The organism is Paracoccus sp. PAMC 22219 (assembly GCF_000787695.1).
GTDB lineage: Bacteria > Pseudomonadota > Alphaproteobacteria > Rhodobacterales > Rhodobacteraceae > Paracoccus.
On record NZ_BBPH01000050.1, the window covers coordinates 1 to 22,602 of the forward strand.

Here is a 22,602-nt window from a genome sequence, read left to right on the forward strand (position 1 = left end):
CACGCGCTTGGTCGGCCGCGCACGCCAGCGGAGTCGAGTACGCGCTGGTCCGGCACTGGCAGCAGAGTGCACCTTGCCCCCGCCGTCCCCGCCGCCTCCGCCGGACCGCGTGTCACAGATCCGGCGTGTCGGGTCGGTGTCTCCTGTGACGTCGGGCGCAGCTGGACTGGGGCCAGGGGCGGCAACGGGCTTTGCCGCTGCTGCCCTTCGACGCACGCGCCGCCTGTGGGTCGAACGACGATCTGGACGCCGAGGTCGCCCGCCTGAGCCGCGCCGCCCTTAGTGCCGCGCACGACGGGGCCAGCCCACTGGTCCACTCCGCGGCGGGCCATGACGGCGCACAGGTCGGCGCGTTCCGAACGGCGCTGGCGGCATCCGGCATGGCGCCCGACACCGCCGCCCGACGCATCGGAGAGGGGCTGGGCCGCATCCTTGACGGGGTGCTGCGCGGGTCGGACATCCGGCGGGCGGTGATCTCGGGGGGCGACACATCGGGACACGCGATGCGGCAACTGGGCTTGTCGGCCCTGACCGCACTGGCGCCCACGATCCCCGGCGCGGCATTGTGCCTCGCCTATGGCGACGGTCCCCATGACGGGCTGGAGATCGCTTTGAAGGGTGGGCAGATGGGCTCGCCCGATTACTTCGGCTGGATCCGCGACGGCGGCGGCCCCCGCGCACAGGAGCATTCATGATCCGCGTCACCTATATGCTGGAAACACCGGGCGATCCGCGCGCCATGGCCGAGAAGATCGCAGCCGACCAGTCCACCGGCACCTTTACCGCCCTGCCGGGCGAGACCGACGTCCTGCGCGCCCGCCACGCTGCCCGCGTGGAACAGGTGACCATGCTGGAACCCCTGCCCCACCCGTCCCTGCCCGAAGGCACAGGTCCGGTGCAGCGCGCCCGCGCGACCATCGCCTTCTCGCCCGACAGCATCGGCGGCGATATCGCGGCGCTTCTGACGGTGACGACGGGGGGGCTCTTCGCGGCACGCGGTCTGACCGGCATGCGGGTGCTGGATTTTGATCTGACGCCCGATTTTGCCGACCATCCGGGGCCGCAATTCGGCATCGACGGGTCGCGCCGCCTGACCGGGGTCGCGGAGGGGCCGATCATCGCGTCGATCATCAAGCCCTCGCTTGGGCTGATGCCCGACCAAACGGCCGAGGTCGTCCGCACCCTGTGTGACGCAGGGGTCGATTTCATCAAGGACGACGAAAAGATGATGTCGCCCGCCTATTCCCCGTTCGAGGCGCGGGTCGATGCCGTCATGGCGGTCATCCGCGACCACGCGCAGCGAACCGGGAAACAGGTGATGTATGCCTTTGGCCTGTCATCGGCCGACCCGGACGTGATGATGCGCCGCCACGATCACGTCGTGGCACGGGGCGGCAATGCGGCGGTTGTGAACATCAACTCCATCGGGCCGGGGGCGATGGCCTTTCTGCGCCGGCGGTCGGCCTTGTGCCTACACGCGCATCGCAACGGGTGGGACCTGCTGACGCGCCATCCGAATCTGGGGTTCGAGTTCCGCGCCTGGCAGAAGATCTGGCGCCTACTGGGCGTCGATCAGTTTCAGATCAACGGCATCGGCGCGAAGTACTGGGAGGGCGACGACAGCTTCGTGCACTCTTTTCAGGACGTCACAACGCCGATCTTCTCGGACGCGGACCGGGCGCTGCCTGTGGTCTGCTCGGGGCAATGGGGCGGGCAAGCCTTCGAGACCTGGGCCCGCACAGGCGGCACGTTGGACCTGATGTATCTGGGCGGCGGCGGCGTCCACGGGCATCCGAATGGCCCCGCCGCAGGCGTTCGTGCCATCCGACATGCATGGACCGCGGCCAGCAAGGGTCAAAGCCCGAAACAGGCAATGGCCGATTGCCCGGACCTCAGCGCGAGTTTTCAGCGGTGGGGAGGCGGTCAGTAGGGAAAAGGCTTTCCGAGGTTAGAGGCGACGGAACATAAAACCTCATGATTTTATCCTTAAGGGCATCATGAGAAATTGACCGTCTATGATCGCGGTCTTGCAGCTTTAACGGTGTGGGTAGTCGTGGCCTTCCCATAGCAAACTACTCTCGTGATGCTTTCGTCATGCCTTACAAGGGTCGGCAGCTATATGTTTTGGTTCAAATAGCTAAGCTGGATCTCGACAGCGCGGCGACCAGATTGGTTCGGGTCGCGATGCCGACTGTCGTCCTCCCCATGGGCCGGATGGCCATCGACATCTATCGACATCTATCGACTTCGATGGCCACCTCCAGCAAACCGGCGTCTGCAGATCAAACGGTCCATATGCGCCATTTTCGCCCTACAGGGCCAAGTTTGAACTCCGCCATAGAATAGCAGCAGAATGGAGTGACCACCCTCTTGACTACTTCACGACCCAACGTCTATCTGTGAAGTAACGGAGGGCCTTACATGACCAGATTCGCAACACGCCTGAACTCATTTGCCGCGCAGGCTGACCGGGCCTGGCCCAACCATTCAGGCAAGCCGACGCTGGAAATGATGGCGCAACGTGCCGCCAGCGTGCCGGGCCTTACGCATGTGGATCTGAACTTTCCCGACCATGTGGCCGATGTTCCCCGCGATGTGCTGGGGCGGATCAACGACTTGGGGTTGCAGGTCAACGGCCTGGCAATGCGCTATTACACCAATCCGGCATTCAAACTCGGCGCGTTCACCAATCCGGACCGCGCCGTACGGCAAGAAGCGCTGGACCTCACCAAACGCGGCATTGATGCCGCCTTGGCGATGGGTGCGCCGCTGATGACCCTGTGGCTGGGTCAGGACGGCTTTGATTACAGCTTCCAGGGCGATTATGGTCGCATGTGGGACGATGAGGTGTCGGGTATCCGTGAGGTTGCCGAGCACGCACCCGAATGCATGATTTCGATAGAGTACAAGGCGAATGAGCCAAGATCCTACGCGCTGCTGCCGGATGCGGCCACGACTTTGCTGGCCATTGCCGAAACGGGCTGCGCCAATACCGGCGTCACACTGGATTTCGCGCACGTGCTCTATGCCGATGAGATGCCAGCTTTTGCTGCGACCCTGATCGCGCGGAAATCGCGGCTTCTGGGCGTGCACTTGAACGACGCTACGCCAAGCGCGACGACGGACTGATGGTCGGCAGTGTGCATCCGCAAGCCACGCTGGAGCTGCTGTGGCAGATCAGCCGTGACGGCTATAAGGGGGTGATCTACTTCGACACCTTCCCGGATGCGTCCGGCATCGATCCGGTCGAGGAATGCCGCACCAACATCGCTGCCGTCGAGCGCTTCATGACGATGGCCGACCGCGTGTCTGCGGATAATGCACTGCACGATGCCATCGCCACCCAGAATTCCCCGATCAGCCAGCGTGCCATCGCGCGTATCATGGCCGGGGGCTGACTTTACTGTTCTTTCGATTATCGTAAAGGGAGGAGACCCAAGATGATCTCGATCAAATCGTTTCTGATGGCCAGCGCCGTGACGGCCTTTGCCGGTGCTGCGTTTGCGCAGGATCTGGCGCCGCTGAACTCCGACACCGAGGCCGACCGCATGGATTGGTCGGCGCTGTCCGAACAGTTGGGCGACTTGCCGAAGCCTGCCGAGGGAACTCAGGTCGGTGGTGTATCCAAGACGCTGACCAACGAATACTGGCGTTCCCTGGGTCAGGGTTATCAGAACGTGGCCGATGCGCAGGGCGTGACGCTGGCCTATCAGGCTGCTCCCTCCGAAGGCGACCAGTTGGGCCAGTTGCAGATTGCCGAAAGCATGATCCTACAGGGCAACAAGGGCCTGCTCGTCTCTCCGCAGACCGACAACAACCTGCAGCCCGCGATGGAGAACGCGTCAGCGCAAGGCATCATGGTCGTCAACGTCAATGATGCTGTCATCCCCTCAGCCGAACACTACGTCGGCAACGTGCAGCGCGACAACGGCGTGCGTGTGGCCCAATGGTTCATCGACAACGCCCCCGACGGCGGCAAGGTCGCCGTGATCGAGGGCCAGCCCGGGGTGTTCGCCGCGGGCCAGCGCACCGACGGCTTTACTGCGACCATCACCGAAGCGGGCAATTTCGAGGTGGCAGCCAGCGTTCCTGCGAACTGGAGCCGTGAGACAGCCTACGACGCGGCATCCACGATCCTGCAGCAGCATCCCGACCTGATCGGGTTCTATGCCAACAACGACGGCATGGCCCTTGGCGTGGTCGAGGCGGTCAAGGCAGCGGGCCTTCAGGACCAGGTGGCGGTGTTCGGCACGGACGGTATCTCTGACGCCTATGCGTCGATCCGGGCGGGCGATCTGACGGGTACCGTTGACAGCTTTCCGGTGCTGACCGGAGAAGTCGCGATGGAGGTCGTGCTGCGCCTCATCGGTGGACAGGACCTGCCCCGCGTGGTTGCCACCCCGCAGGCGCTGATCACCGCAGACAATGTCGAGGAATTCTCGGTCGAGGATACCGCAGCGCTGCGCGAGATGCTGCTGGCCGAGTGACACCGGTCTGCTGATCCCGGCCCGCACGGGTCCCTCCCCCTGATGCAGGCCGGACTTCGGATGGCGCCACCTCGGCGCCACCCGCCCCCATTCCCGGATAGGTGTCGCCATGACAAATCCCGCCAGTCGGCTGTCGCTCATCGGTGTCAGCAAGGTGTTTCCCGGCATCCGCGCCCTGGACAAGGTCAGCTTTGACGTGCGCCCCGGCGAGGTTCATGGCCTGCTGGGCGAGAACGGAGCCGGCAAATCGACGATGCTGAACATCCTGTCCGCCGTGTTGCAGGCGACCGAAGGACAGATCGTCATCGATGGCCAGCCCGTCACTCTGACCCGGCCCGCTGACGCCCGCGCCGCCGGGATCGCGATGATCCAACAGGAGCTGCAGCATATCCCGCAGCTGAGCGTCGCGCAGAACCTGTTCTTGGGACGCCCGCTGACGCGCGCCGGCGGCCTTCTGGTCAATCGCGCCACACAGGAGGCGCGTGCCCGTGCCATCCTGGCCGATCTGGACCCACGCATCGATCCGCGTGCGCTGATCCACACCCTGAAGGTCGCACAGCAGCAGATCGTCGAGATCGCCCGAGCTTTGCTGGATGACGCCAAGATCATCGCCATGGACGAGCCGACATCGTCGCTGACGCCATCGGAATTTGACGCATTGGCAGCGCTGATCGCGCGGCTGGCCGCGCAGGGCAAGTCGATCATCTATGTCAGCCACAAGATGAACGAGGTCTTTCAGGTCTGCGACCGCGCCACGATCCTGCGCGACGGGCGGTTCATCGACACCGTGGACCTATCGCAGATTACAGAGGATCAGGTCATCGCCAAGATGGTCGGCCGCGACATCCTGCATGCCCGCCATGTCAGCCATGCCCGCCCCGAGATCGTGATGCAGGTGGATAACCTGTCCGACGGCGGGCTGATCCATGATGCGGGCTTTTCCCTGCACAAGGGAGAGGTTCTGGGTCTTGCCGGTCTGGTCGGGTCGGGGCGCACGGAACTGCTGCGCCTGATTGCGGGAATCGACCGCGCCAAAACCGGCAGCGTCACCCTCAACGGCAAGCCGGTCGATCTGCGCAGTCCGCGCACGGCAATCCGCGCAGGCATCGGTCTGGTCCCGGAGGAGCGCAAGAAGGACGGCATCGTTCGGGCGCGCCCCGTGTCGTCCAACATCGCGCTACCGTGCATGGGTCGGTTCACGCGGTTCGGGCTTGTCCACCGGGGCAAGCTGCATAAGGAATCGACGGCGCTGATGAAACGCATGGGCATGCGCCCCCCCGACGTCACCCGCGCCATAGGCACCTTCTCCGGGGGCAATCAGCAAAAGGCCATCATTGGCCGGTGGCTCGCCGCCGACGTGGATATCCTGCTGTTCGACGAACCCACACGCGGCATCGACATCGGTGCGAAATCGGAAATCTACGATCTGATCGCGCAGCTGGCACAGTCCGGCAAGTCGATCATCGTGGTCAGTTCGGAACTGCCTGAGATCATCCGACTGTCCGACCGCGTCATGGTCATGCGGGAAGGCACGATCGCCGCCATCCTCGATGCCGACCAGATATCCGAAGACGCCATCGTGGCGAATGCCATTCCCAAATCAAAAGGCCCGGTTCCCGTGGCCCAAGCCCTTGAGGCCATGTGATGACCGATACCGCAATTCCCACCCGCACGGCTCCCCGCATCAATCTGCGCGATGCCGGGACGTTCTTCGGCCTCGTGCTGATCTTTGCCGTCTTTGCCGTGCTGAACCCGGTGTTTCTGACGGCGCCGAACCTGATCAACATTCTGCAGCAATCCTCGATCAACGCCTGCATCGCGTTGGGAATGACCTTTGTCATCATCTCAGGCGGGATCGATCTGTCGGTCGGGCCCACCGCCGCCGTGTCGGCCATCGTCGGTGCCACGCTCATGATCGCCGGCGTGCCGATCACGCTGGCCGTGGCAGGCGCCATCGCAACAGGGATGGCCTGCGGTCTGTTCAACGGCGCGCTGGTGGCAATCGCCGGATTGCAGCCCTTCATCGTGACGCTTGGCGCGCTTTCACTGTACCGGGCGCTGGCGCTGATCTTTACCGGCGGCAACCCGATCTTCGGCATCCCGCCAGAATTCCGGTCCGCGATCAACGGGCTTGTCCTGGGCGTACCCGTTCCGGTGATCATCGTGGCGATCATCGCGGCCATCCTGTGGGTCGTGCTGAACCGCAGCCCGCTTGGCGAGTACATCCTGGCCGTTGGCGGCAATCCCGAAGCTGCACGCATCGCCGGCGTCCCCGTCGCGCGCACCAAGATCATCGTCTATGTGCTGTCGGGCGGTCTGGCGGCTGTTGCGGCGCTGATCCTGACGGGCAGGCTTGGCGCCGCTGACCCCACCATGGGCAACCTGTGGGAGCTGGACGCCATCGCGGCGGCAGCCATCGGCGGCGCTTCCCTCATGGGCGGCAAGGGGTCAGTCGTGGGAACGCTGATGGGGGCGGTCATCCTGGGCGGTCTGCGCAACGGGCTGACGCTGATGAATGTGCAGGCCTTCTATCAGCTGCTGGCGACAGGTATCATCATCCTCGTCGCAATGCTGATCGACCGGGCTACCCGCGGCCGCGCATGACAGGAGCTTTGATGGACCACACCGACCCGCGCAGCATCGGCGCCCAGATCCGGATGCGGATGCCCTATCTCACCCCGCTGGAGACCCGCGTGGTCGAGGGGATGACAGGCCGCACCGATCTGGACCGCACCACGGCGCTGAGGCAGGTGTCGGGCGATGCGGGCGTGTCGGACGCCATGGTCGTCAAGATCGCAAAAAAACTGGGATTTGCCGGTTTCCGTGATTTCCGCGAGGCGTTGGTGATCTATCGCCAAACGGATGTCGCCTCGCTGCATTCCGAGATCTCTCCGGACGACAGTTCGGCCGACATCATCCGCAAAGTGTTCCAGACCTCCATGCAGGCGCTGGAGGAAACGATGTCCATCATCGACGTGGCGGCCTTCGACCGCGCGGCCGACCTGCTGCACGGCGCGGGGCAGCGCGATTTCTATGGCGTCGGCGGCTCCGCCCAGATCGCCCGCGACGTGGCACACAAGTTCCTCCGCATCGGACTGCGCGCAAGCGTGCAGGACGATCCGCACATGATGCTGATGTCGGCGTCGCTTCTGGGGCCTACCGACGTGGCCGTGGCCTTCAGCCACTCCGGCACCACGTCGAACGTGATCGAGGCCGCGCGGCTCGCCCGACAGCAGGGCGCGCGTGTGATCGCTGTCACAAACTACTCCACCTCTCCGCTATCCGAACTGGCCGACATCGCGCTGTGCTCGACCGCGCAGGGATCGCCCCTGCTGGGCGAGAACGCTGCCGCGCGGATAGCACAGCTGAACATCATGGACGCCATCTTCGTGGCCGTCGCGCAGCGTGACCTGGACCGGTCCGAGGCCCAACTGGCCCGCACCCGCAACGCGGTCGAGACCAAACGCCGCCGCTGAACAGGACACCTCTCATGTCATCCCACCCCTGCGCCGTCGTGGTCGGCAGCCTGCATTACGACATCGTGGTCGATGCCCCCCACCGCCCTGCCGCAGGCGAAACAGTGACGGGAACGGCATGGCGTCCGGTCTTTGGCGGCAAGGGCGGAAATCAGGCCACCGCCGTCGTGGCCGCGGGCATTCCGTGCCGGATGGTATCGGCGGTCGGTGATGACGGGTTCGGGATTTTTCTGCGCGATCGGCTGCGCGCGGATGGTGTGGACGACATCCATGTTGCGACCCTGCCCGGACAGGGGTCCGGAATGAGTGTCGCGATCATGGACGCGGGAGGCGATTACGGCGCGGTCATCGTGTCCGGGACGAATATGGCCATCGATCCTGCGGGACTGGAGCATGAAGACCTGTGGGAGGGCGCGACACATCTGGTTCTGCAAAACGAGATCCCCGAGGCCCTCAACATCGCCGCCGCGCAGGCTGCGCATGCGCGCGGCTTGTCAGTCGTCCTGAATGCCGCACCTGCGCGCACTCTGTCAGACGTGCTCGTGCAGATCATCGACATCCTTGTGGTCAACGCCGGAGAAGCGGAGGCGCTGTGTGGCATTGCAGTGGTCAGCCTTGATACCGCGCAAGACGCTGCAAAGGCTCTGTCCGAACGCTTTCGGGTTGTGATCGTCACTGCGGGCGGAGACGGGGTCGCCGTGGCAGGGGTAAATGGCAGGTATTCGGAACCCGGGCATTGCGTGACGTTAATTAGTACTCATGGGGCCGGCGATTGCTTCATCGGCACGATGATTGCGCGATTGGTGGAACAGAACGCGTTGCCCGACGCCGTCGCGAGCGCGAACCTGGCTGCCGCGAAGCACGTCTCCAGGGAGGCGTGATACGTGGGACGGGAAGCTGCGACCGCTTGCCGGAGGCAGGTTTAGCGGGTAGGGTAATAACGTCCTTATGCTTTCCAAGTCATACCGCCGGTAGTGCTTTCCGGGTTCCGGGTCGCATTTGAGGATGATCAAGCGATCGACGGCAGTTTGGACATCAGAGGCGCGAAAGTCCTGAAAGGACTGCCAACCGGTCGGCAATGATCTGCTCGCGCGTTTCGCGAACATGGATGATCTGCTGAGACCCCTGCCGATACAGAGCCAGGATGGTAGCGCCCTCCGGGCCGTTGTCGATGTTGAACTCGGTATCGGCCTCGAACCGTATCACCACGGGGTTGTCGTCGGGCATTCTGGTCAGCGTCATCGGGGGCATAACTTGCCACTCCCTGCGCACAGCTACGATCAGGGCATAATACTGAACCAGTCAGTTTATGAAGTCATGCCTTTTGTCTGAGGCAATCGTACTCTCTGATCCCGATAGACGACCAAACCGCGGGACATCGCCGCCTGAGACGCTATCGCGACTGCCTTGCAGTCGACCGACTGCGTCCGGATGCGTCGCGCACTTGCCCAGAGCCGGCATTCCGCGTCGCACCGTCCATGGCCCTAATCATGGCCACCTGCATGTCCAGCCTGTCCCGCAGATCGCGGTAGACCGCGTTGTGGTCATAGGCTGTCAAGGCAGTCTCGATAAGCGTCTAGTCCTCACCGGAGATGGACAGGCGAAACGTCGTCTCATTCAAAACATGCGGCATACTGGTGACCTCAAACAACTACACGCTGAATGTAGGCCAACTCTGCACGTCGTGCAGTTATCTATATGTACAGGCATGACGGAGTGCTTGAGAGCCCCGATCGTACAAACCCGGAGCCCCATGCTGTCGAACACCTCTCGACGGGTCAGGTCCGACCAATATGTCTCGCATACGCGGCAAGGAGCTTTTCGAACGCCTCCATCGGGGGAAATTCTTCGAAGCTGTGCTGCGCGGGGGTCGTAGCCCAGGGCAACCTCTCGCGCGTCCAGGTTTCGAGGAAGGGCTCGAACCAGCCAGGGTCATCCAGCATCGTCGCCCGCAGGTTGACCATGTCGCCCCACCGCGTGAACAGCCAGCTCTTGCAATGATCGCAATGATGGTGCCGGGCCTCGGGGCCATGCAGGCCACCGATCACCGGCTCGCCCTCAGTGATGACAAAAGCCCCCTCGCGAAACGCTGCGGAGAGAGAAAAGGCACTGGCCGTCATCCGCTGGCAGCCCGCGCAGTGACAGGCGCTGGTGATGATCGGCGGCGCCGTAACACGGAACTGCACTGCGCCGCAGCGGCATCCGCCCGTCATCGGCAATACAGGCATCGTCATGCCGGACCACTCTCGGCAGCCGCCTCGATGGCCGCGACATCGATCTTGACCATCGTGATCATTGCCTCCATCACGCGTCCGGCCTTGGCGCGATCAGGATCGGCCAGAAGCGCAGGCAGCATGCGCGGGGTCACCTGCCAGCTGAGGCCGAAGCGGTCGCGGATCCAGCCGCACTGGATCGGCGTACCACCATCCGCCAAGCGTCCCAGTAGTGATCGACCTCGGCCTGGTCCGCACAGTCGATGGACAGAGAGATCGCGTCGGTGAAGGGATGGCCAGGGCCGCCATTCATGGCGATGAAGCTGCGGCCGCCAAGCATGAACGACACCGTAATGACTCCCCGGCCCTGCCGCCGGGATAGTCGATCGGGCTGACTGTCCGTTCCATGATCCGGCTGTCGGGAAACAGGCCCGTGTAGAATTCGGCAGCCTCGCTCGCCCGACCGTCGAGCCACAGGAAGGTGCTGATCTTGTCCATCACGCCGCTCCCTCCTCCCGCTTGCCGGTCAGCATCACCTTGGCGCCCTGCGGGTCAATGATCTGGATCATCCAGTCGCCATCGTCGCCGGGTAGGGCGACGGGGCCCTGACGCACGGTGCCGCCTCCTGCTTCTACCGCCGCCTTGGCGCGGTCGATATCCGGGACAGTGAAGGCAAAGTTCCAGAACGACCCCGAACCCCGCTGCGGGTTGGTCATCACCGCACCGATCATGTCGCCCTGATGAGCAAGGAAGGTGTAATCCCCCATGTCACCCATCGGCATCGCACCGGCGACGGTCCAGCCGAACAGCGCGCCGTAGAACACCAGCGCCGCGTCCTGGTCCGATGTCACCAGCTCGTTCCAGCTGTAGTGTCCTGGCTTGGAGGGGGCAAAGGCGGTGCTGTCAACGTCACTGCCGCCGCGCATCAGATAGAAGGTTGCGCCTTGCGGATCGGCTACGAAGGCGAAGCGCCCCACACCGGGGATGTCCTGCGGGCCAAGATGCACCTTGCCGCCGAGGTCGGTCACCCGCCCCGCCATCGCATCGACATCCGCCACGCCGACGTAAAAGGCCCATGTCGGGGGCATGGCCGCGGGCATAATGCCGCCAACGCCTTCGCCGTCAGGCGCCGCGAAGACGCGATAATCTCGCTCCATCCCGCCAGGCGGGGTATCGAAGACCCAGTCCATCACCGGGGCATAGAACGCCTGCGCCGCGTCGGGGGCGTCGGTCATCAGCTCGTACCAGATCGGGGTTCCGTCACGGTTGGTCATGTGTCTGCTCCCTTGCGGCCCATCTGAAAGATGGGAGCGAAACCGCCATAGATCATACGCGCCATGTCAAAAGGCGCATCCTCGGGCGGCGTCATCCGGTCATCGGCCTCCATGCGCTTCTCGGCCGCATCGGCGGTCTCGCGGTCGGGCCAGACGATCCACGAGAACACGACCGTTTCACCCTCGTTTGCCTGGACGGCCCGGCGGAAATCGGTGACGGTGCCGTCGCGCACATCCTCGCCCCAGGCCTCCATCATCTCGAGCGCGCCATAATCGCGAAACATCGCCGCCGCCTCTTCGGCCATCTTTCGGTAATCCTCCTTCCGATCGTTCGGGACCGGGATCACAAAGCCGCTGACGTAGGTCATGGTACTCTCCTTTCGGGGAAGGTCTTGATGAGGCGGATCAGTCATCCAGCCGTGGATACCATTCCGTGCCGCGGCCCTCTGGTGTGGTGTCCAGCATGACCCAGAGCGGATTGAGGTCCGGGGCGGCGTGAGGGTCCTGACCGGGATCCGCGATCTCCATCCCGCCTTCGCCACTGTAGAAATGATGCACAGCCCCAGCCTCGCGGCGGAAGATCGTATAGGCAGGCATGTCCGCATCGCGATCGCCCACGTAATCGGCGGTGTAGTCGCCCGAAGGATCGGACAGAAAGGTCAGCCCGGTCCAGCCGCGCTCGGCCGCGCAAGCCAGAATGCGGTCAATCGGCGACCGTGCGACGACGACCAGCGCCGCCCGCTGCGCGACATGGCGCGCCATGCCATCCCACGCATCCAGCAGCGCCGCACACATCGGACAGACACGCGCCCGGTCGGGGCCATACATCATCGAATAGACGATCAACGTGTCGTGGTCGCCGAACAGTCTGGTCAGGGTCACCGGTCCGTCCTTGCCCTCAAACATATAGTCCTGATCGATCCCGCCTCCCGCCGGCAGGGCACGCCGCTGAGCGGCCACCTGTTGGATATGCCGCCTGAGGCGGATCTCTTCAGCCAGAAGGGTGGTGCGGGCGGCACGGTAGGCGTCGCTTTCGTTCGGCCACCTCGTGGTGGAACGGGACGCGAGATCGGATGCCGGGGTCAGCGTGTCAGTCATGGCGAACCTCCGATTGCCTTGACTATTAGATTGGTATCAACCTAAAAGCGCATGTGTCAACGAATTCTCCCAACCCCGCAAATTTCGGCATGACTTTGCTGGTCCGGGACAGTTGCCTGTGCCTTCACACGCAACGCGCCGCCCGTGCCCTTGCCCGGCGTTTCGACGACGCCCTGCGCCCTGTCGGATTGAAAAGCGGCCAGTTCTCGCTGTTGATCTCGCTGAACCGCCCGGAGGCGCCGACGATCGGATCGGTCGCGAGCCTGCTGGCCATGGACCGGACCACGCTGACCGCCAATCTCAAGCCGTTGGAGCGGCGAGGCTTGCTGAGGGTCACCCCTGATGCCGAGGATCGGCGCTCTCGTCGGCTGACGCTCACCGCGAGCGGGCTGGCGCTGCTGGAGCAGGCCATCCCGATCTGGACAGCGGCACATGGTGACATCGAGAAGAACGTTCCCGGTGATCCCGGTCAGCTGCGCGGGCAGTTGAACGCTATTGCAGGCGTTCGGTGACAGGCTGGCTGTCCACGTTGCGCTCGATGATCACCACTAAAGTCAGTTCATTCAGCAGCAATCAGCACCTGCTGGCTATGGTTTCTTTCGGACAATTGAGCACAGGCGACGAGCGGCTTTCCGTTGTTCAGATGGCGTTCGACCAGTTTCCTGGCTTTCCGTCCCGGGACCAGCGGCCGCGCCGGAGCGGGTTCACGATCCGTATCCTCCAGATGAGGGAAAATCGTAAAGATATCCCGGAGCGACTTCGGTCCGACGCATTTGAGCGCCTGCCGACCGGGATAGAGGGATTCCGTCTCCGCGCCGTTTGAGAAGACGACTTCGTGCTGATCAAACAGCATATGAAAGTATTCGACGCCTTCAGCGTCGTCGTCGACGTCGATGCCGGTCACGCCACAAAGATGCTTTGCCGCCACCAGAACCTCATGCTGACCGAACATGGTGAACGCGATCTTGGAGCGGAGCATGATCCGGTGCTGGGGCGAGACCAGCAGATCCTGGCTCGGAACATTCAGTGCGAGCGCCCCTGCCGAAATCCGGATCGGACGATTCTTCGGCGACGTACACAAATTCTCGGATGTCAGGGTCTGAGATCCGATCCACCGGATCGGTTGAACGCCGCTATCGCGTGTGACGATCAGATCCCCGCACCGGAGGCTTTCAACGGGCCGCGGACCGTTGCCAGTCAAAATCAGTGTGCCGCGGACGAAGCACACGCTTTCGCGACTCTCCGTCCCCGTGAGCGCGGGTGGGACCCCAATCATCGACGAACGCGTCAGATCCTGAGAAGAGCCTTGGGTATCGGGGCCAGAGATGGTTCCGAACAGGAGATTGGCACCCTGGTTCTCCCAGTAGAGGATCTCGATCGAATAGGTGCCGGGCGCCAATTCCACATCGCCATACCGCGTTGTGAGCCCTTGGTGGAAGTCGTTGTTCAGATAGTCCAGACGCCCGCCCGTCTGGTTGTCGAAGGCGACCGGATTGCCCTTGCCGTCCCGAATGATGATCCGTGAACCATCATCCGAGCTGGTCGTCAGCCGGTACGTCCCGCCCGCGGCGACATTGAGACTGCTGGTGAAGCTGATGCCCACATCGTTCGCATCAGCCGATGGCGCGTCTCCGCGCGCGGCGTTCACAATGCGATTGATGTCGAAATCAGTCGAGTACCCTTCCCCCGTGGGCACGCCACTGGCGATATCGCCCGCCTGCCCATCAGCTGAAGAAAAGTCGTGGTTATAAGCCGTGAATTTCCACTGCCCTGCAATTGGCTGATCGGCTTTGTTTGCACTGAGATCGCTGTCGGACGGCATCTGATCACCTGGCTGAAGAGGAGGATGATCAGGCTTTTAGCACGCACAAATTGCGCGTTGTGCAATCAAGAAGTTACAATTTTCGCGGAATTCAGCACTCATCGCCGAGGATGCACCCTCGTTTCTGCAGCGCTCCGGTTCGCTACGAGCGACAGAAACATCCTCGATCAAACTTGGTGCGGTGACCGGTAGAACCTTCCGCCGCTTCATTTCGTTTATAATCGATAAACCACAAATACTCAGGACGCCGCGCATCACGGGTCGCGTTAACCTTGCAGAAAATGCAAATCCGTACGGTCGGGAAACCCCTGTGAAAGGAGCTTCCCGTGATCACGTTCAGCATTCGAGGCGATCAACTGATCGTCGATCCCGCCGTCGGCACCAACTCCTCCCAAGGCACGGCGACGGTGCAATGGGGCCGCCAGATCTGGGCCAAGGACCACCGCATCGAGATCACCGCCATCAACGACACGGGGACGGAGCTGACCGACAGAAGCGGGATCACCGGGCTGAAGGTGTTTGACGGATCGGGCAAGCAGGTCGCCGAGTACCGGCCGATGAACCCTGGCCAGACCGCCAACATCCAGAGCGATCTCTCGGGCCTGGGGGACGATTATGCTCGGATCAACACGTCGGTGATGCAACCTGCACCGGGGTCGCCCTGGATCGGGCCGATCATGATCACGAATGGCGACAATTCGTTCGCGACGCTGCCGCAGACATTCCCCGTGGGCAACGGCGCCTATGACATCGCCCCCGCACTGTCCCGTCCCCTGGTGGCGCCCTGCTTTGGTCCGGACGTGCTTGTCGATATCGCCCGTGCGGGCATGATCCCGGTTCGGGATGTCCGGGTGGGCGACGCGATCCTGACCGCCGACGGGCGCCAGCCCGTGCTGTGGACGGACCGGCGACACTGTTCCGGCAAGACCCCGCAGGACTGGCCCGTCGATTTGAACGGAGAACTGTTCTCTCCCCTGCACAGGATCCTCTGGCACGGGCGGTGGGCGAAGGCCAAGCACCTTGCCGAGGCCGGGCGTGCCACGCTGCGTCCCGATCACGGCCCGGTCGACTATCATCACATCCTGTTGCCGGTGCACTCGGTCATCCTGACCGCCCGCAACCGGGTCGAGAGCCTGCTGATGACACCCTATTCCCTCGGCCTGTGGGATCACGCCCCGGCCCTATGCGCGCATGACGGTGTATCGACGCGCCTATCCCACGACGAATGGCGACGTGGAGAGCTGCTGCGTGAGGAACGGCGTGCCGGTGCGGCGGCAAAAGCGTCTCATGGTCATGATAGACACATGGATAGAGTAATATGCATTGAGCGGTGAGTTTCGACGGTGGCTAGAAAAAGCTGGCCAGGTCAAATGACCCAGCCAGCTCTTATCTCAAGCCTCGTCTTCCTGAAACGCTTCCTCGCGTTTCTTCCGGAAGCTCGGAACAATCATCAAGGCCAACAGCAAGACAGTGGCTGCCAACATGGTCAGGCTGATAGGCCGCTCGATGAAGATGCTTGCGTCACCTTGGGTGATCAGCATCGTCCGGCGCAGGTTAGCCTCCAGCAGCGGTCCCAGCACGAAGCCCAGGAGCAAGGGCCCGGGCTCGCAGCGCGCCTTTCGGAACGCATAGCCCAGCAGACCGAAGCCAGCGGCCAGGAGTACGTCAAAGATGCGATTGTTCATCGAATAGACGCCGACGCAGCAGAAGAGCAGGATCGCGGGATAGAGCAGCCGGTAGGGTACGGTCAGCAGCCTGACCCAAAGCCCGATCAGCGGCAGGTTTATGACCACCAACAACGCATTACCGATCCACATCGAAGCCACCAGTCCCCAGAAAATCTCGGGCTGGGTGGTCAGCACGGTCGGGCCGGGCGTGATCCCATGGATCATGAAGGCCGACAGCATCATCGCCATCATGTTGTTTGACGGAATACCCAAAGTCAGCAGCGGAATAAACGATGATTGCGCCGCAGCATTATTGGCTGCCTCAGGCGAGGCTACGCCTTCGACCATGCCGGTGCCGAACTTCTCCGGCGTCTTGGAGACCTTCTTCTCCAGCGAATAGGCGCTGAACGAGGCAAGAGTCGCCCCGCCCCCCGGCAGGATGCCAAGAAAGGTGCCGATGCCGGTGCCGCGAAGTACCGCAGGCCAGGCCCGGCGGAAATCCTCACGCGTCGGCCACAGCCGGGTCAGCGGTGCTACCGTGACCCCCGCCGATCCGGTGCGTTCCAGATTGGCGATGATCTCGGAGAAACCGAACAGACCGATGGCGATCACCGTGAACTCCACCCCGTCGAACAATTGCAGGGATCCGAAGGTCAGACGTTCGGTGCCGGTGGCCTGATCGGTCCCGACCATGCCCAGCAGCAAGCCGACGAGGATCATTCCGATGGCCTTCAGGACCGGGCCGCTTGCCAGGATCGTGGCCGCCAGAAGGCCAAAGACCATTAGCGCCACATACTCCGCCGGCCCGAAGTTGAGAGCGAACCCGGCCAGCATGGGGCCAGCGATGGCGATCGCGAAAGTGGCGACGGTCCCGGCGAAGAATGACCCCAGTGCGGCAACGGCCAAGGCGGACCCCGCCCTGCCCTGTCGCGCCATCTGGTAGCCGTCCAGGGTAGTGACGACTGCGGATGCCTCGCCTGGCAGGTTCACCAGAATGGCCGTGGTCGATCCGCCATACTGCGCACCGTAATAGATGCCGGCCAGCATGATGATCCCCGCCAATGGCGGTAGGAAGAACGTGATCGGCAGCAGTACCGCGATGGTGGCCGTGGGCCCGATGCCGGGCAGAACCCCGATCAGCGTGCCCAGCAGCGCCCCGATCAGGCAAAAGCCCAGATTGGCAGGCGTCATCGCCTCGCCAAAGCCGAGCATCAGAAGGTCCAGGATTTCCATGATCTCTCTCCCCGGCCTAGACCGGCCACAAGGGCATCTGGACACCCAGGCCATAGATGAAAACGAGCGCACCAAAGAGCGTGAGACCCGCCGCCAGCAGCAGGGTCGTGCGCCACCGACCACCCGGATCGGCCAAAGATCCCACGATGATCAGCCACCCGGATGCCAGAACAAACCCCAACCATTCGGCAAGATAAGCAAAGCCCACGATCGCGAGTGTGATGACCAGCAACGGGCGCAGGCGAATGGACTCGATGGGCTCCGCTCCGCGTCGCAAGGCGGCGACACCGGTGATGCCACCCAGAACCAACAGTCCGATGCAGACGGCACGGGGCAGAAACCCCGGTCCCATCTGCGCCAGTGTGCCTTGGTCCAAATCACGCGCCAACCACAAGCCGAGCGCGCCGAAGCCGATGAACAGACCTGCCGTAAGAACATCTGGCAGATCGGCGCCCTTTCCGGCGCCGCCCGGCGCGGCCATCACTGTTCCTCGTCGATCAGTGCGAAGATCTCGCGGAAGCGTTCAAGCCGTGCGGGCATTGCTGCCTGCCATTCCGTTCCCGACTGAAACGACAGTGGAAGGGACTGCGTTTCTGCCTGGGCCTTGAACTCAGGGTTGGCCAGTGCCGCATCGACAGCCGCGGCCAGCCGGTCGCGGATCTCTTGGGGCACGTCGCAATGCGCCGCCAAGCCGCGCTCGGACGACATGATCACGTCGTATCCCTGCTCGGACGCGGTGGGCAGATCAGGCGCTAGAACCGAGCGCTCCTCGGCAAACTGCGCAAGCGCGCGCATGGCATCCTTGTCGGCGGTCGCATACTCGCCGACATTCAGCCCGATGGCGGTGATGTGGCCACCCAGCAATGCGGTCTTGGCCTCGTTCGCGCCGCCGAACGGCACGGCGGTCAGATCGATGTCCGCAGCCTGCTCCAACTGCAGCAGGGCCATATGCTCGTCCGTTCCCACACCCGTGGTTCCGATCGAGACCGCACCGGGATTGGCCTTGGCATAGGCCACCAGATCGTCAAGCGTCTGATAGTCGGAACCCGCTGGAACGATGAACGTGCCCGGATCTTCGACAATGCGGGCGATAGGGCAGAGATCCGCAGGATCGAAGCGGGGTTCGCGATTGATCTGCATGGTCAGGAAGCCAGGCGTATTCAGCGACGACACGGTGTAACCGTCCGGCCGGGCCTGCGACAGTGCCGTGTAGGTGATCTCACCTGCCGCACCGGGCCGGTTCAGGACGGGAAACTGGGTTTCCAGCTCGGTCTCCAAATAGGGCGCAAGCGTGCGCAGCATGATGTCGGTGCCGCCACCCGGAGCAAAAGCCACGATCATCTCGATGGGGCGGTCGGTGGGCCATTCGGCATGGGCCATGCCGGCCGCAGACGCGAACAGGGCTGCCGCAAGCGACAGGGTCTTGGTGATGGACATTGGTTTCCTCCCTAAGTCCTCGTTTTGGTCGTCAGATGCCTTCTGCAATCTGACAACCCAATCTCTTCAATGCCGCATCCACCCAGGAACGGTCATTGGTCCCCGCCTCGATGGCAGCCATCTGACGTGTCTCCGCGTCCTGCTTGGCGTTCGTTGCGGCATAGACCGTCTCGACCTCGTCATAGGGCACGACCAGCACGCCATCGCAGTCGCCCAGAACCAGATCGCCCGCATGGATCACCATGCCATCGATCGCGATTGGTACATTGATCTCACCCGGACCGTCCTTGTAGGGGCCGCGATGGGTCACACCGGCAGCAAAGACCGGCAGGTTCACCTGTCGGATAGCGTCTGCGTCACGGATCGCGCCGTTCAGAACAAAGCCGGCGACGCCGCGTTTGATCGCATAGGCCAGCATCAGCTCGCCCATCAACGAGTTTGTCACATCGCCGCCAGCATCCACCACGATCACATCTCCCGGTTGTGCCATGTCGATAGCCTTGTGCAGCATCAGGTTATCGCCAGGCCGCGCTTTGACAGTCAGGGCGGGGCCCGCCATCTGTCCGTCGCGATGCATCCGGGTCAGACTCGGCCCTGCTGCGGTCATGCGGCTCATGCTGTCGCTGACATTGGCGACCGGAAGCTTCAGGAACCGTGCGACGACGTCTGCGGCCACGGCGCGCTCACGCGCCAGGATGCGAAATCCAAGGGTCATTGGGATGCCTCCTCAGGCGCTGATCGAAAGTTTGTCTCGGTTCACGATCCGGGTCGCGGATACCGTCCGGCCGGCCAGGACATCGACGATGCCCTGAGCGGCCTCGACCCCGACCCGAAGGTTCGCGGCCGTCGTTACGCCACCGATATGCGGGCTGAGCACCAGGCGCGGCTCGGACCAGAAGGGATGCTCGGCAGGTGGCGGCTCTTGTGCGAATGTATCCAGGCCCGCGCCGAAGATGCGCCCATCGCGCAGGGCATCCGCCAAAGCAGTCTCATCGATCAGGCCGCCACGGGCGGTGTTGATGATGATCGCATCAGGCTTCATCCGGGAAAGACGTTCTGCATTAACCAGGTTTTTCGTGGACGCGGTCAGGGGGCAGTGAAGGCTCAGGATGTCGCAATCGGCGAACAGCACGTCGAGATCCTGTACCTGTTCCACCCCTTCCTCTGCAAAAACCTCCGCGGGTGTGTAGGGATCATATGCCCTGACCGACAGACCGAGGCCCTTGGCAAAGCGGGCGGTCTGTCGCGCGATGGCACCAAAAGCCACGAGGCCGAGAGCCGACCCAGCCAACTCACGTCCCAGAAACCCAGGTTTGTCCCACCGGCCGTCCCTGAGTCCGCGATCCAGTGGGATGACCTTCTTGGCCACCGCGAACATCAAGGCAATCGTCTGCTCAGCGACCGAGACAGCGTTGGCACCTGCAGCATTCAGGACCGGAATACCGCGCCGGGCGGCTGCATCCGTATCAATGTTGTCGACGCCGGCACCGTGCTTTGACACGACCCGCAATCGGGGCGCGGCTGCAAAAACCGCCTCATCCACGCGCCCCATTCGGGCCAGAATACCCACTGGGTCGGTGGCGCGCACGATATCGATCAGCCCGTCACCGGTCGTGTAGGCCGGCACATAGACAGGCTGGTATCCTGCAGCCGTCAGCACGTCGGCCGCGGCCGGGGCCAAGCTAGGCCCCGTGATCAAAATGGTCCGTGTCATGATCCTCCGTCCGCCCCATCAGGCGGCATCTCCTCCATCAGATCATTAGCAACTGACAATCTGAATGAAAGCTGATAAAACTGTTCTTTACATTAAGAAAGTCTTTACACCATGGATACGCGCCAGCTTCGAACCCTTGTTGCCATCGTGGAGCACGGCAGCTTTGCTCGGGCAGCTGAGCGCGTCTCCCTGACACCTTCGGCCGTCAGTCAGCAGATCCAAGCCCTTGAATCCGAAGTCGGCGTCTCCCTGTTCAATCGCGAAAATCGCCCTCCCACACTGACGGCGGCTGGCCAGCAGCTTCTGGAGGCAGCAGGTGAAATTTTGCGGACCGCCGAAAACGCCATCGACGCCATTTCTGGGCGGCGGATCATCGGCACTTTTGCCATCGGATCGGTGCGCACCAGCGCCATCGGCCTGCTTCCCCGCGCGGCAGCCCGTCTGGTCGCGAATCATCCAGGTCTCAAGATCAAGATCCGGGTCGGCTCTTCAGAAGAGCTGCTGCAGGATGTCGTGGCGGGTCGTCTTGATGTCGCGATCATTGCTGAAAACAGCGCATCATCACGCGAGCTGGAGTGGTCGCCGTTTCTGCGCGAGCCACTGTTCGTCATAGCGCCGCCTGGCACAGCGCCCTCCAGTGTTGCCGAGATCCTGACAGCGCATCCCTATATCCGCTTCCGCTCGAACGTGCCGCTGGCACGGCTGATCGAGGCAGAACTGGGACGCATGAATGTGTCACTCTGTGATATCGCCGAAATGGATACGATTTCCGCTGTGACCGCCTGCGTCGAGAACGGGCTGGGGGTATCTGTCGTGCCCCGAATTGCTGTGCGGGATCGCAAGGTCGAGGTCGTCATGCTGCCGTTCGGCGACCCGCCGATCCTTCGCCAGATCGGGCTGTTGCAACGTCCCCGTGGCCCCCGCGCTACCTTGATCGGGGAACTGCACGCCCATCTTGCCGAAGCGGGCGGCGACGATGGCGTGCATCGTACTTCTCCCGGGTAACAACAGGCATCATGTTTCAGGCGCATTTGCACCATTACTGGTTCTGTCCCAAGATTCGAGATGATCTGTTGCATCTTACTTAAAGCCGGCCCTTGGCGCGTCGCTTCAAGGCGCCACAGGGCTCCAAAGCCAACACACCTGATGAGCCCTTATTCGCAGGATCCATCATGCCATGCCGCCACGACCGAGTCGCGGACCGACCGAAGTGGATGAGCAAACCGTGGAGCCACGGCAGTAACTTTCATTCCTGGCAGGTATCCCCATCGCTCGGCCCGGTAGGCCGGAACCGATGTCATCCGATTGGAGATGGAATAATCTCGGTTTCCATTCTTTAGACGATCAGCGATTTGGTGTTGCGGCAGTGACATGAACGCGAACACGCCCCCCACAACGGAAGCAGGTGCGGCAACCAGATCTTCGTAGCGGATGGTCATGACGGCATGCAGATAGGGCAGATCACGTTCCAACTGCGCGTGCGCGTCCAACCAGTGATCGACAAGGTCATGAAAGGGTCGATCCACCCATTTGGCCACGGCCGCCGCGACGGCTTCGGGGTGGCGGACGATGAGAACGAATTGCGAAAGCGGGAACAGCTGTTGGTAAAGTCTCGTGCGGGTCAGGTTCACCGGGGATTTTTCGATACGCCATGGGCGGTCAGGATCGAACCATCGATCCCAATCGTGCTCCAGACGCAGGCGGGTCTGCAAGCGGTCAAGACGATGGCCTTCGATCAGATGATGGTCTGGATCGGTCGCGAAATGCATCGGGCGACCATGTTGCGCCGTGTGGGGTATGGCACCCTGAAGATAGCACCCCTCGTTTTCCGGTACCGGCGCATTCTGGATCGACGCTACTGATCCATGCGATGCGATAAGGCGCGTCAACAGAGAGGTGCCGGACCGGTGCAGCCCCCCGACAAAGAGGTATCGTGGGAAATGCATTGCGACGGTTCCTACACATGGCTTCGTATTCCGGCAGGCCTGCAGCCCCAAAGACCATTAAGCTATAGTCCACCCGATCCTCGCATTCGTTACCGTTGAAAGGTGAACGTGGCGAGTGCCGAACAGTCCGCGTTCACATTTTCCATGCCTTGGGTGACGGCGACTGACATCCGGATCCGCACTGCGTATCGGCTCCTTTCAGATGAACCTACCACGCGGGTCGGGACGTTATCCT

The 22,602-nt window shown here is 62.7% G+C and carries 24 protein-coding genes and 1 pseudogene; 12 read left to right on the top strand and 13 right to left on the bottom strand.

Features of this window, described 5'->3' with window-relative positions:
* The first annotated feature begins 161 nt into the window (after positions 1-161).
* The 9 genes from TY51_RS06605 (at position 162) to TY51_RS06640 (ending at position 8,844) form a co-directional block, all read left to right on the top strand.
* Complete coding sequence (locus tag TY51_RS06605) at positions 162-695, top strand: nucleotide-binding domain containing protein (protein WP_081994751.1); 534 nt, start codon at positions 162-164, stop codon at positions 693-695.
* Positions 692-1,930, top strand: coding sequence for a 3-oxo-isoapionate-4-phosphate decarboxylase OiaX (gene oiaX / locus TY51_RS06610; protein WP_042247463.1), 1,239 nt, complete (start codon positions 692-694; stop codon positions 1,928-1,930). Before TY51_RS06605 ends, oiaX begins: the two co-directional genes overlap by 4 nt.
* A 491-nt stretch (positions 1,931-2,421) precedes the next feature.
* Entirely contained in the window at positions 2,422-3,129 is a 708-nt protein-coding gene (locus tag TY51_RS23240) for a sugar phosphate isomerase/epimerase (RefSeq protein ID WP_231558941.1), read from the top strand.
* On the top strand, positions 3,129-3,398 hold the full coding sequence (locus TY51_RS23245) for a hypothetical protein (protein ID WP_231558942.1): 270 nt from the start codon (positions 3,129-3,131) through the stop codon (positions 3,396-3,398). The genes TY51_RS23240 and TY51_RS23245 overlap by 1 nt, the downstream gene beginning before the upstream one ends.
* A 42-nt stretch (positions 3,399-3,440) precedes the next feature.
* Positions 3,441-4,487, top strand: coding sequence for a substrate-binding domain-containing protein (locus TY51_RS06620; protein WP_042247464.1), 1,047 nt, complete (start codon positions 3,441-3,443; stop codon positions 4,485-4,487).
* 109 nt (positions 4,488-4,596) lie between these two features.
* Positions 4,597-6,132, top strand: coding sequence for a sugar ABC transporter ATP-binding protein (locus TY51_RS06625; protein ID WP_042247465.1), 1,536 nt, complete (start codon positions 4,597-4,599; stop codon positions 6,130-6,132).
* Complete coding sequence (locus tag TY51_RS06630; RefSeq protein WP_042247493.1) at positions 6,132-7,091, top strand: ABC transporter permease; 960 nt, start codon at positions 6,132-6,134, stop codon at positions 7,089-7,091. The genes TY51_RS06625 and TY51_RS06630 overlap by 1 nt, the downstream gene beginning before the upstream one ends.
* An 11-nt stretch (positions 7,092-7,102) precedes the next feature.
* Positions 7,103-7,963 (top strand): MurR/RpiR family transcriptional regulator, encoded by an 861-nt coding sequence (locus TY51_RS06635; protein WP_042247466.1) that lies wholly within the window; start codon positions 7,103-7,105, stop codon positions 7,961-7,963.
* A gap of 14 nt (positions 7,964-7,977) precedes the next feature.
* A complete protein-coding gene (locus TY51_RS06640; protein WP_042247467.1) occupies positions 7,978-8,844 on the top strand; it encodes a ribokinase in 867 nt (288 codons plus the stop codon).
* 154 nt (positions 8,845-8,998) lie between these two features.
* On the opposite strand, the gene TY51_RS06645 is transcribed toward TY51_RS06640, so the two are convergent.
* From TY51_RS06645 to TY51_RS06670, 6 genes and pseudogenes are all read right to left on the bottom strand, one after another.
* Positions 8,999-9,190, bottom strand: coding sequence for a hypothetical protein (locus TY51_RS06645; protein ID WP_156117922.1), 192 nt, complete (start codon positions 9,188-9,190; stop codon positions 8,999-9,001).
* A gap of 551 nt (positions 9,191-9,741) precedes the next feature.
* A complete protein-coding gene (locus TY51_RS06650) occupies positions 9,742-10,197 on the bottom strand; it encodes a GFA family protein (RefSeq protein WP_042247469.1) in 456 nt (151 codons plus the stop codon).
* Positions 10,194-10,674 (bottom strand): annotated as a pseudogene (locus TY51_RS23250) (VOC family protein). The gene TY51_RS06650 and the pseudogene TY51_RS23250 overlap by 4 nt, the downstream one beginning before the upstream one ends.
* Positions 10,674-11,450, bottom strand: coding sequence for a VOC family protein (locus TY51_RS06660; RefSeq protein WP_042247470.1), 777 nt, complete (start codon positions 11,448-11,450; stop codon positions 10,674-10,676). The pseudogene TY51_RS23250 and the gene TY51_RS06660 overlap by 1 nt, the downstream one beginning before the upstream one ends.
* Complete coding sequence (locus tag TY51_RS06665; RefSeq protein WP_042247472.1) at positions 11,447-11,818, bottom strand: DUF1428 domain-containing protein; 372 nt, start codon at positions 11,816-11,818, stop codon at positions 11,447-11,449. Before TY51_RS06665 ends, TY51_RS06660 begins: the two co-directional genes overlap by 4 nt.
* Before the next feature lie 37 nt (positions 11,819-11,855).
* A complete protein-coding gene (locus tag TY51_RS06670; RefSeq protein WP_042247474.1) occupies positions 11,856-12,548 on the bottom strand; it encodes a DUF899 family protein in 693 nt (230 codons plus the stop codon).
* Positions 12,549-12,637: 89 nt separating this feature from the next.
* On the opposite strand from TY51_RS06670, the gene TY51_RS06675 reads away from it, so the two are divergent.
* Positions 12,638-13,060, top strand: coding sequence for a MarR family winged helix-turn-helix transcriptional regulator (locus tag TY51_RS06675; RefSeq protein WP_042247476.1), 423 nt, complete (start codon positions 12,638-12,640; stop codon positions 13,058-13,060).
* Positions 13,061-13,107: 47 nt separating this feature from the next.
* On the opposite strand, the gene TY51_RS23260 is transcribed toward TY51_RS06675, so the two are convergent.
* Positions 13,108-14,370, bottom strand: a complete 1,263-nt coding sequence (locus tag TY51_RS23260; protein ID WP_231558944.1) for a Hint domain-containing protein — start codon at positions 14,368-14,370, stop codon at positions 13,108-13,110.
* A gap of 326 nt (positions 14,371-14,696) precedes the next feature.
* On the opposite strand from TY51_RS23260, the gene TY51_RS06685 reads away from it, so the two are divergent.
* The gene (locus TY51_RS06685) at positions 14,697-15,704 is read left to right on the top strand and encodes a Hint domain-containing protein (RefSeq protein WP_042247478.1); all 1,008 of its coding nucleotides are present in this window, start codon (positions 14,697-14,699) and stop codon (positions 15,702-15,704) included.
* A 57-nt stretch (positions 15,705-15,761) separates the two neighbouring features.
* Here the strand turns inward: TY51_RS06685 and TY51_RS06690 are convergent, their stop codons facing one another.
* The 5 genes from TY51_RS06690 to TY51_RS06710 are packed head-to-tail and all read right to left on the bottom strand — an operon-like array spanning position 15,762 to position 20,421.
* Entirely contained in the window at positions 15,762-17,270 is a 1,509-nt protein-coding gene (locus TY51_RS06690; RefSeq protein WP_042247479.1) for a tripartite tricarboxylate transporter permease, read from the bottom strand.
* Positions 17,271-17,286: 16 nt separating this feature from the next.
* A complete protein-coding gene (locus TY51_RS06695; protein WP_042247481.1) occupies positions 17,287-17,751 on the bottom strand; it encodes a tripartite tricarboxylate transporter TctB family protein in 465 nt (154 codons plus the stop codon).
* On the bottom strand, positions 17,751-18,755 hold the full coding sequence (locus TY51_RS06700; RefSeq protein ID WP_197054677.1) for a tripartite tricarboxylate transporter substrate binding protein: 1,005 nt from the start codon (positions 18,753-18,755) through the stop codon (positions 17,751-17,753). The genes TY51_RS06695 and TY51_RS06700 overlap by 1 nt, the downstream gene beginning before the upstream one ends.
* On the bottom strand, positions 18,739-19,422 hold the full coding sequence (locus TY51_RS06705) for an RraA family protein (protein ID WP_197054678.1): 684 nt from the start codon (positions 19,420-19,422) through the stop codon (positions 18,739-18,741). Before TY51_RS06705 ends, TY51_RS06700 begins: the two co-directional genes overlap by 17 nt.
* 12 nt (positions 19,423-19,434) lie before the next feature.
* Entirely contained in the window at positions 19,435-20,421 is a 987-nt protein-coding gene (locus tag TY51_RS06710) for a hydroxyacid dehydrogenase (RefSeq protein ID WP_042247487.1), read from the bottom strand.
* Between the two features lie 111 nt (positions 20,422-20,532).
* Here TY51_RS06710 and TY51_RS06715 point away from each other — a divergent pair, with 111 nt between their 5' ends.
* Positions 20,533-21,426 carry a LysR family transcriptional regulator gene (locus TY51_RS06715; protein WP_042247489.1) on the top strand — a complete coding sequence of 298 codons (894 nt, stop codon included), beginning with the start codon at positions 20,533-20,535 and terminating at the stop codon, positions 21,424-21,426.
* 149 nt (positions 21,427-21,575) lie between these two features.
* Here the strand turns inward: TY51_RS06715 and TY51_RS20875 are convergent, their stop codons facing one another.
* The gene (locus TY51_RS20875; RefSeq protein ID WP_081994755.1) at positions 21,576-22,367 is read right to left on the bottom strand and encodes a sulfotransferase; all 792 of its coding nucleotides are present in this window, start codon (positions 22,365-22,367) and stop codon (positions 21,576-21,578) included.
* Positions 22,368-22,602 lie beyond the last annotated feature (235 nt).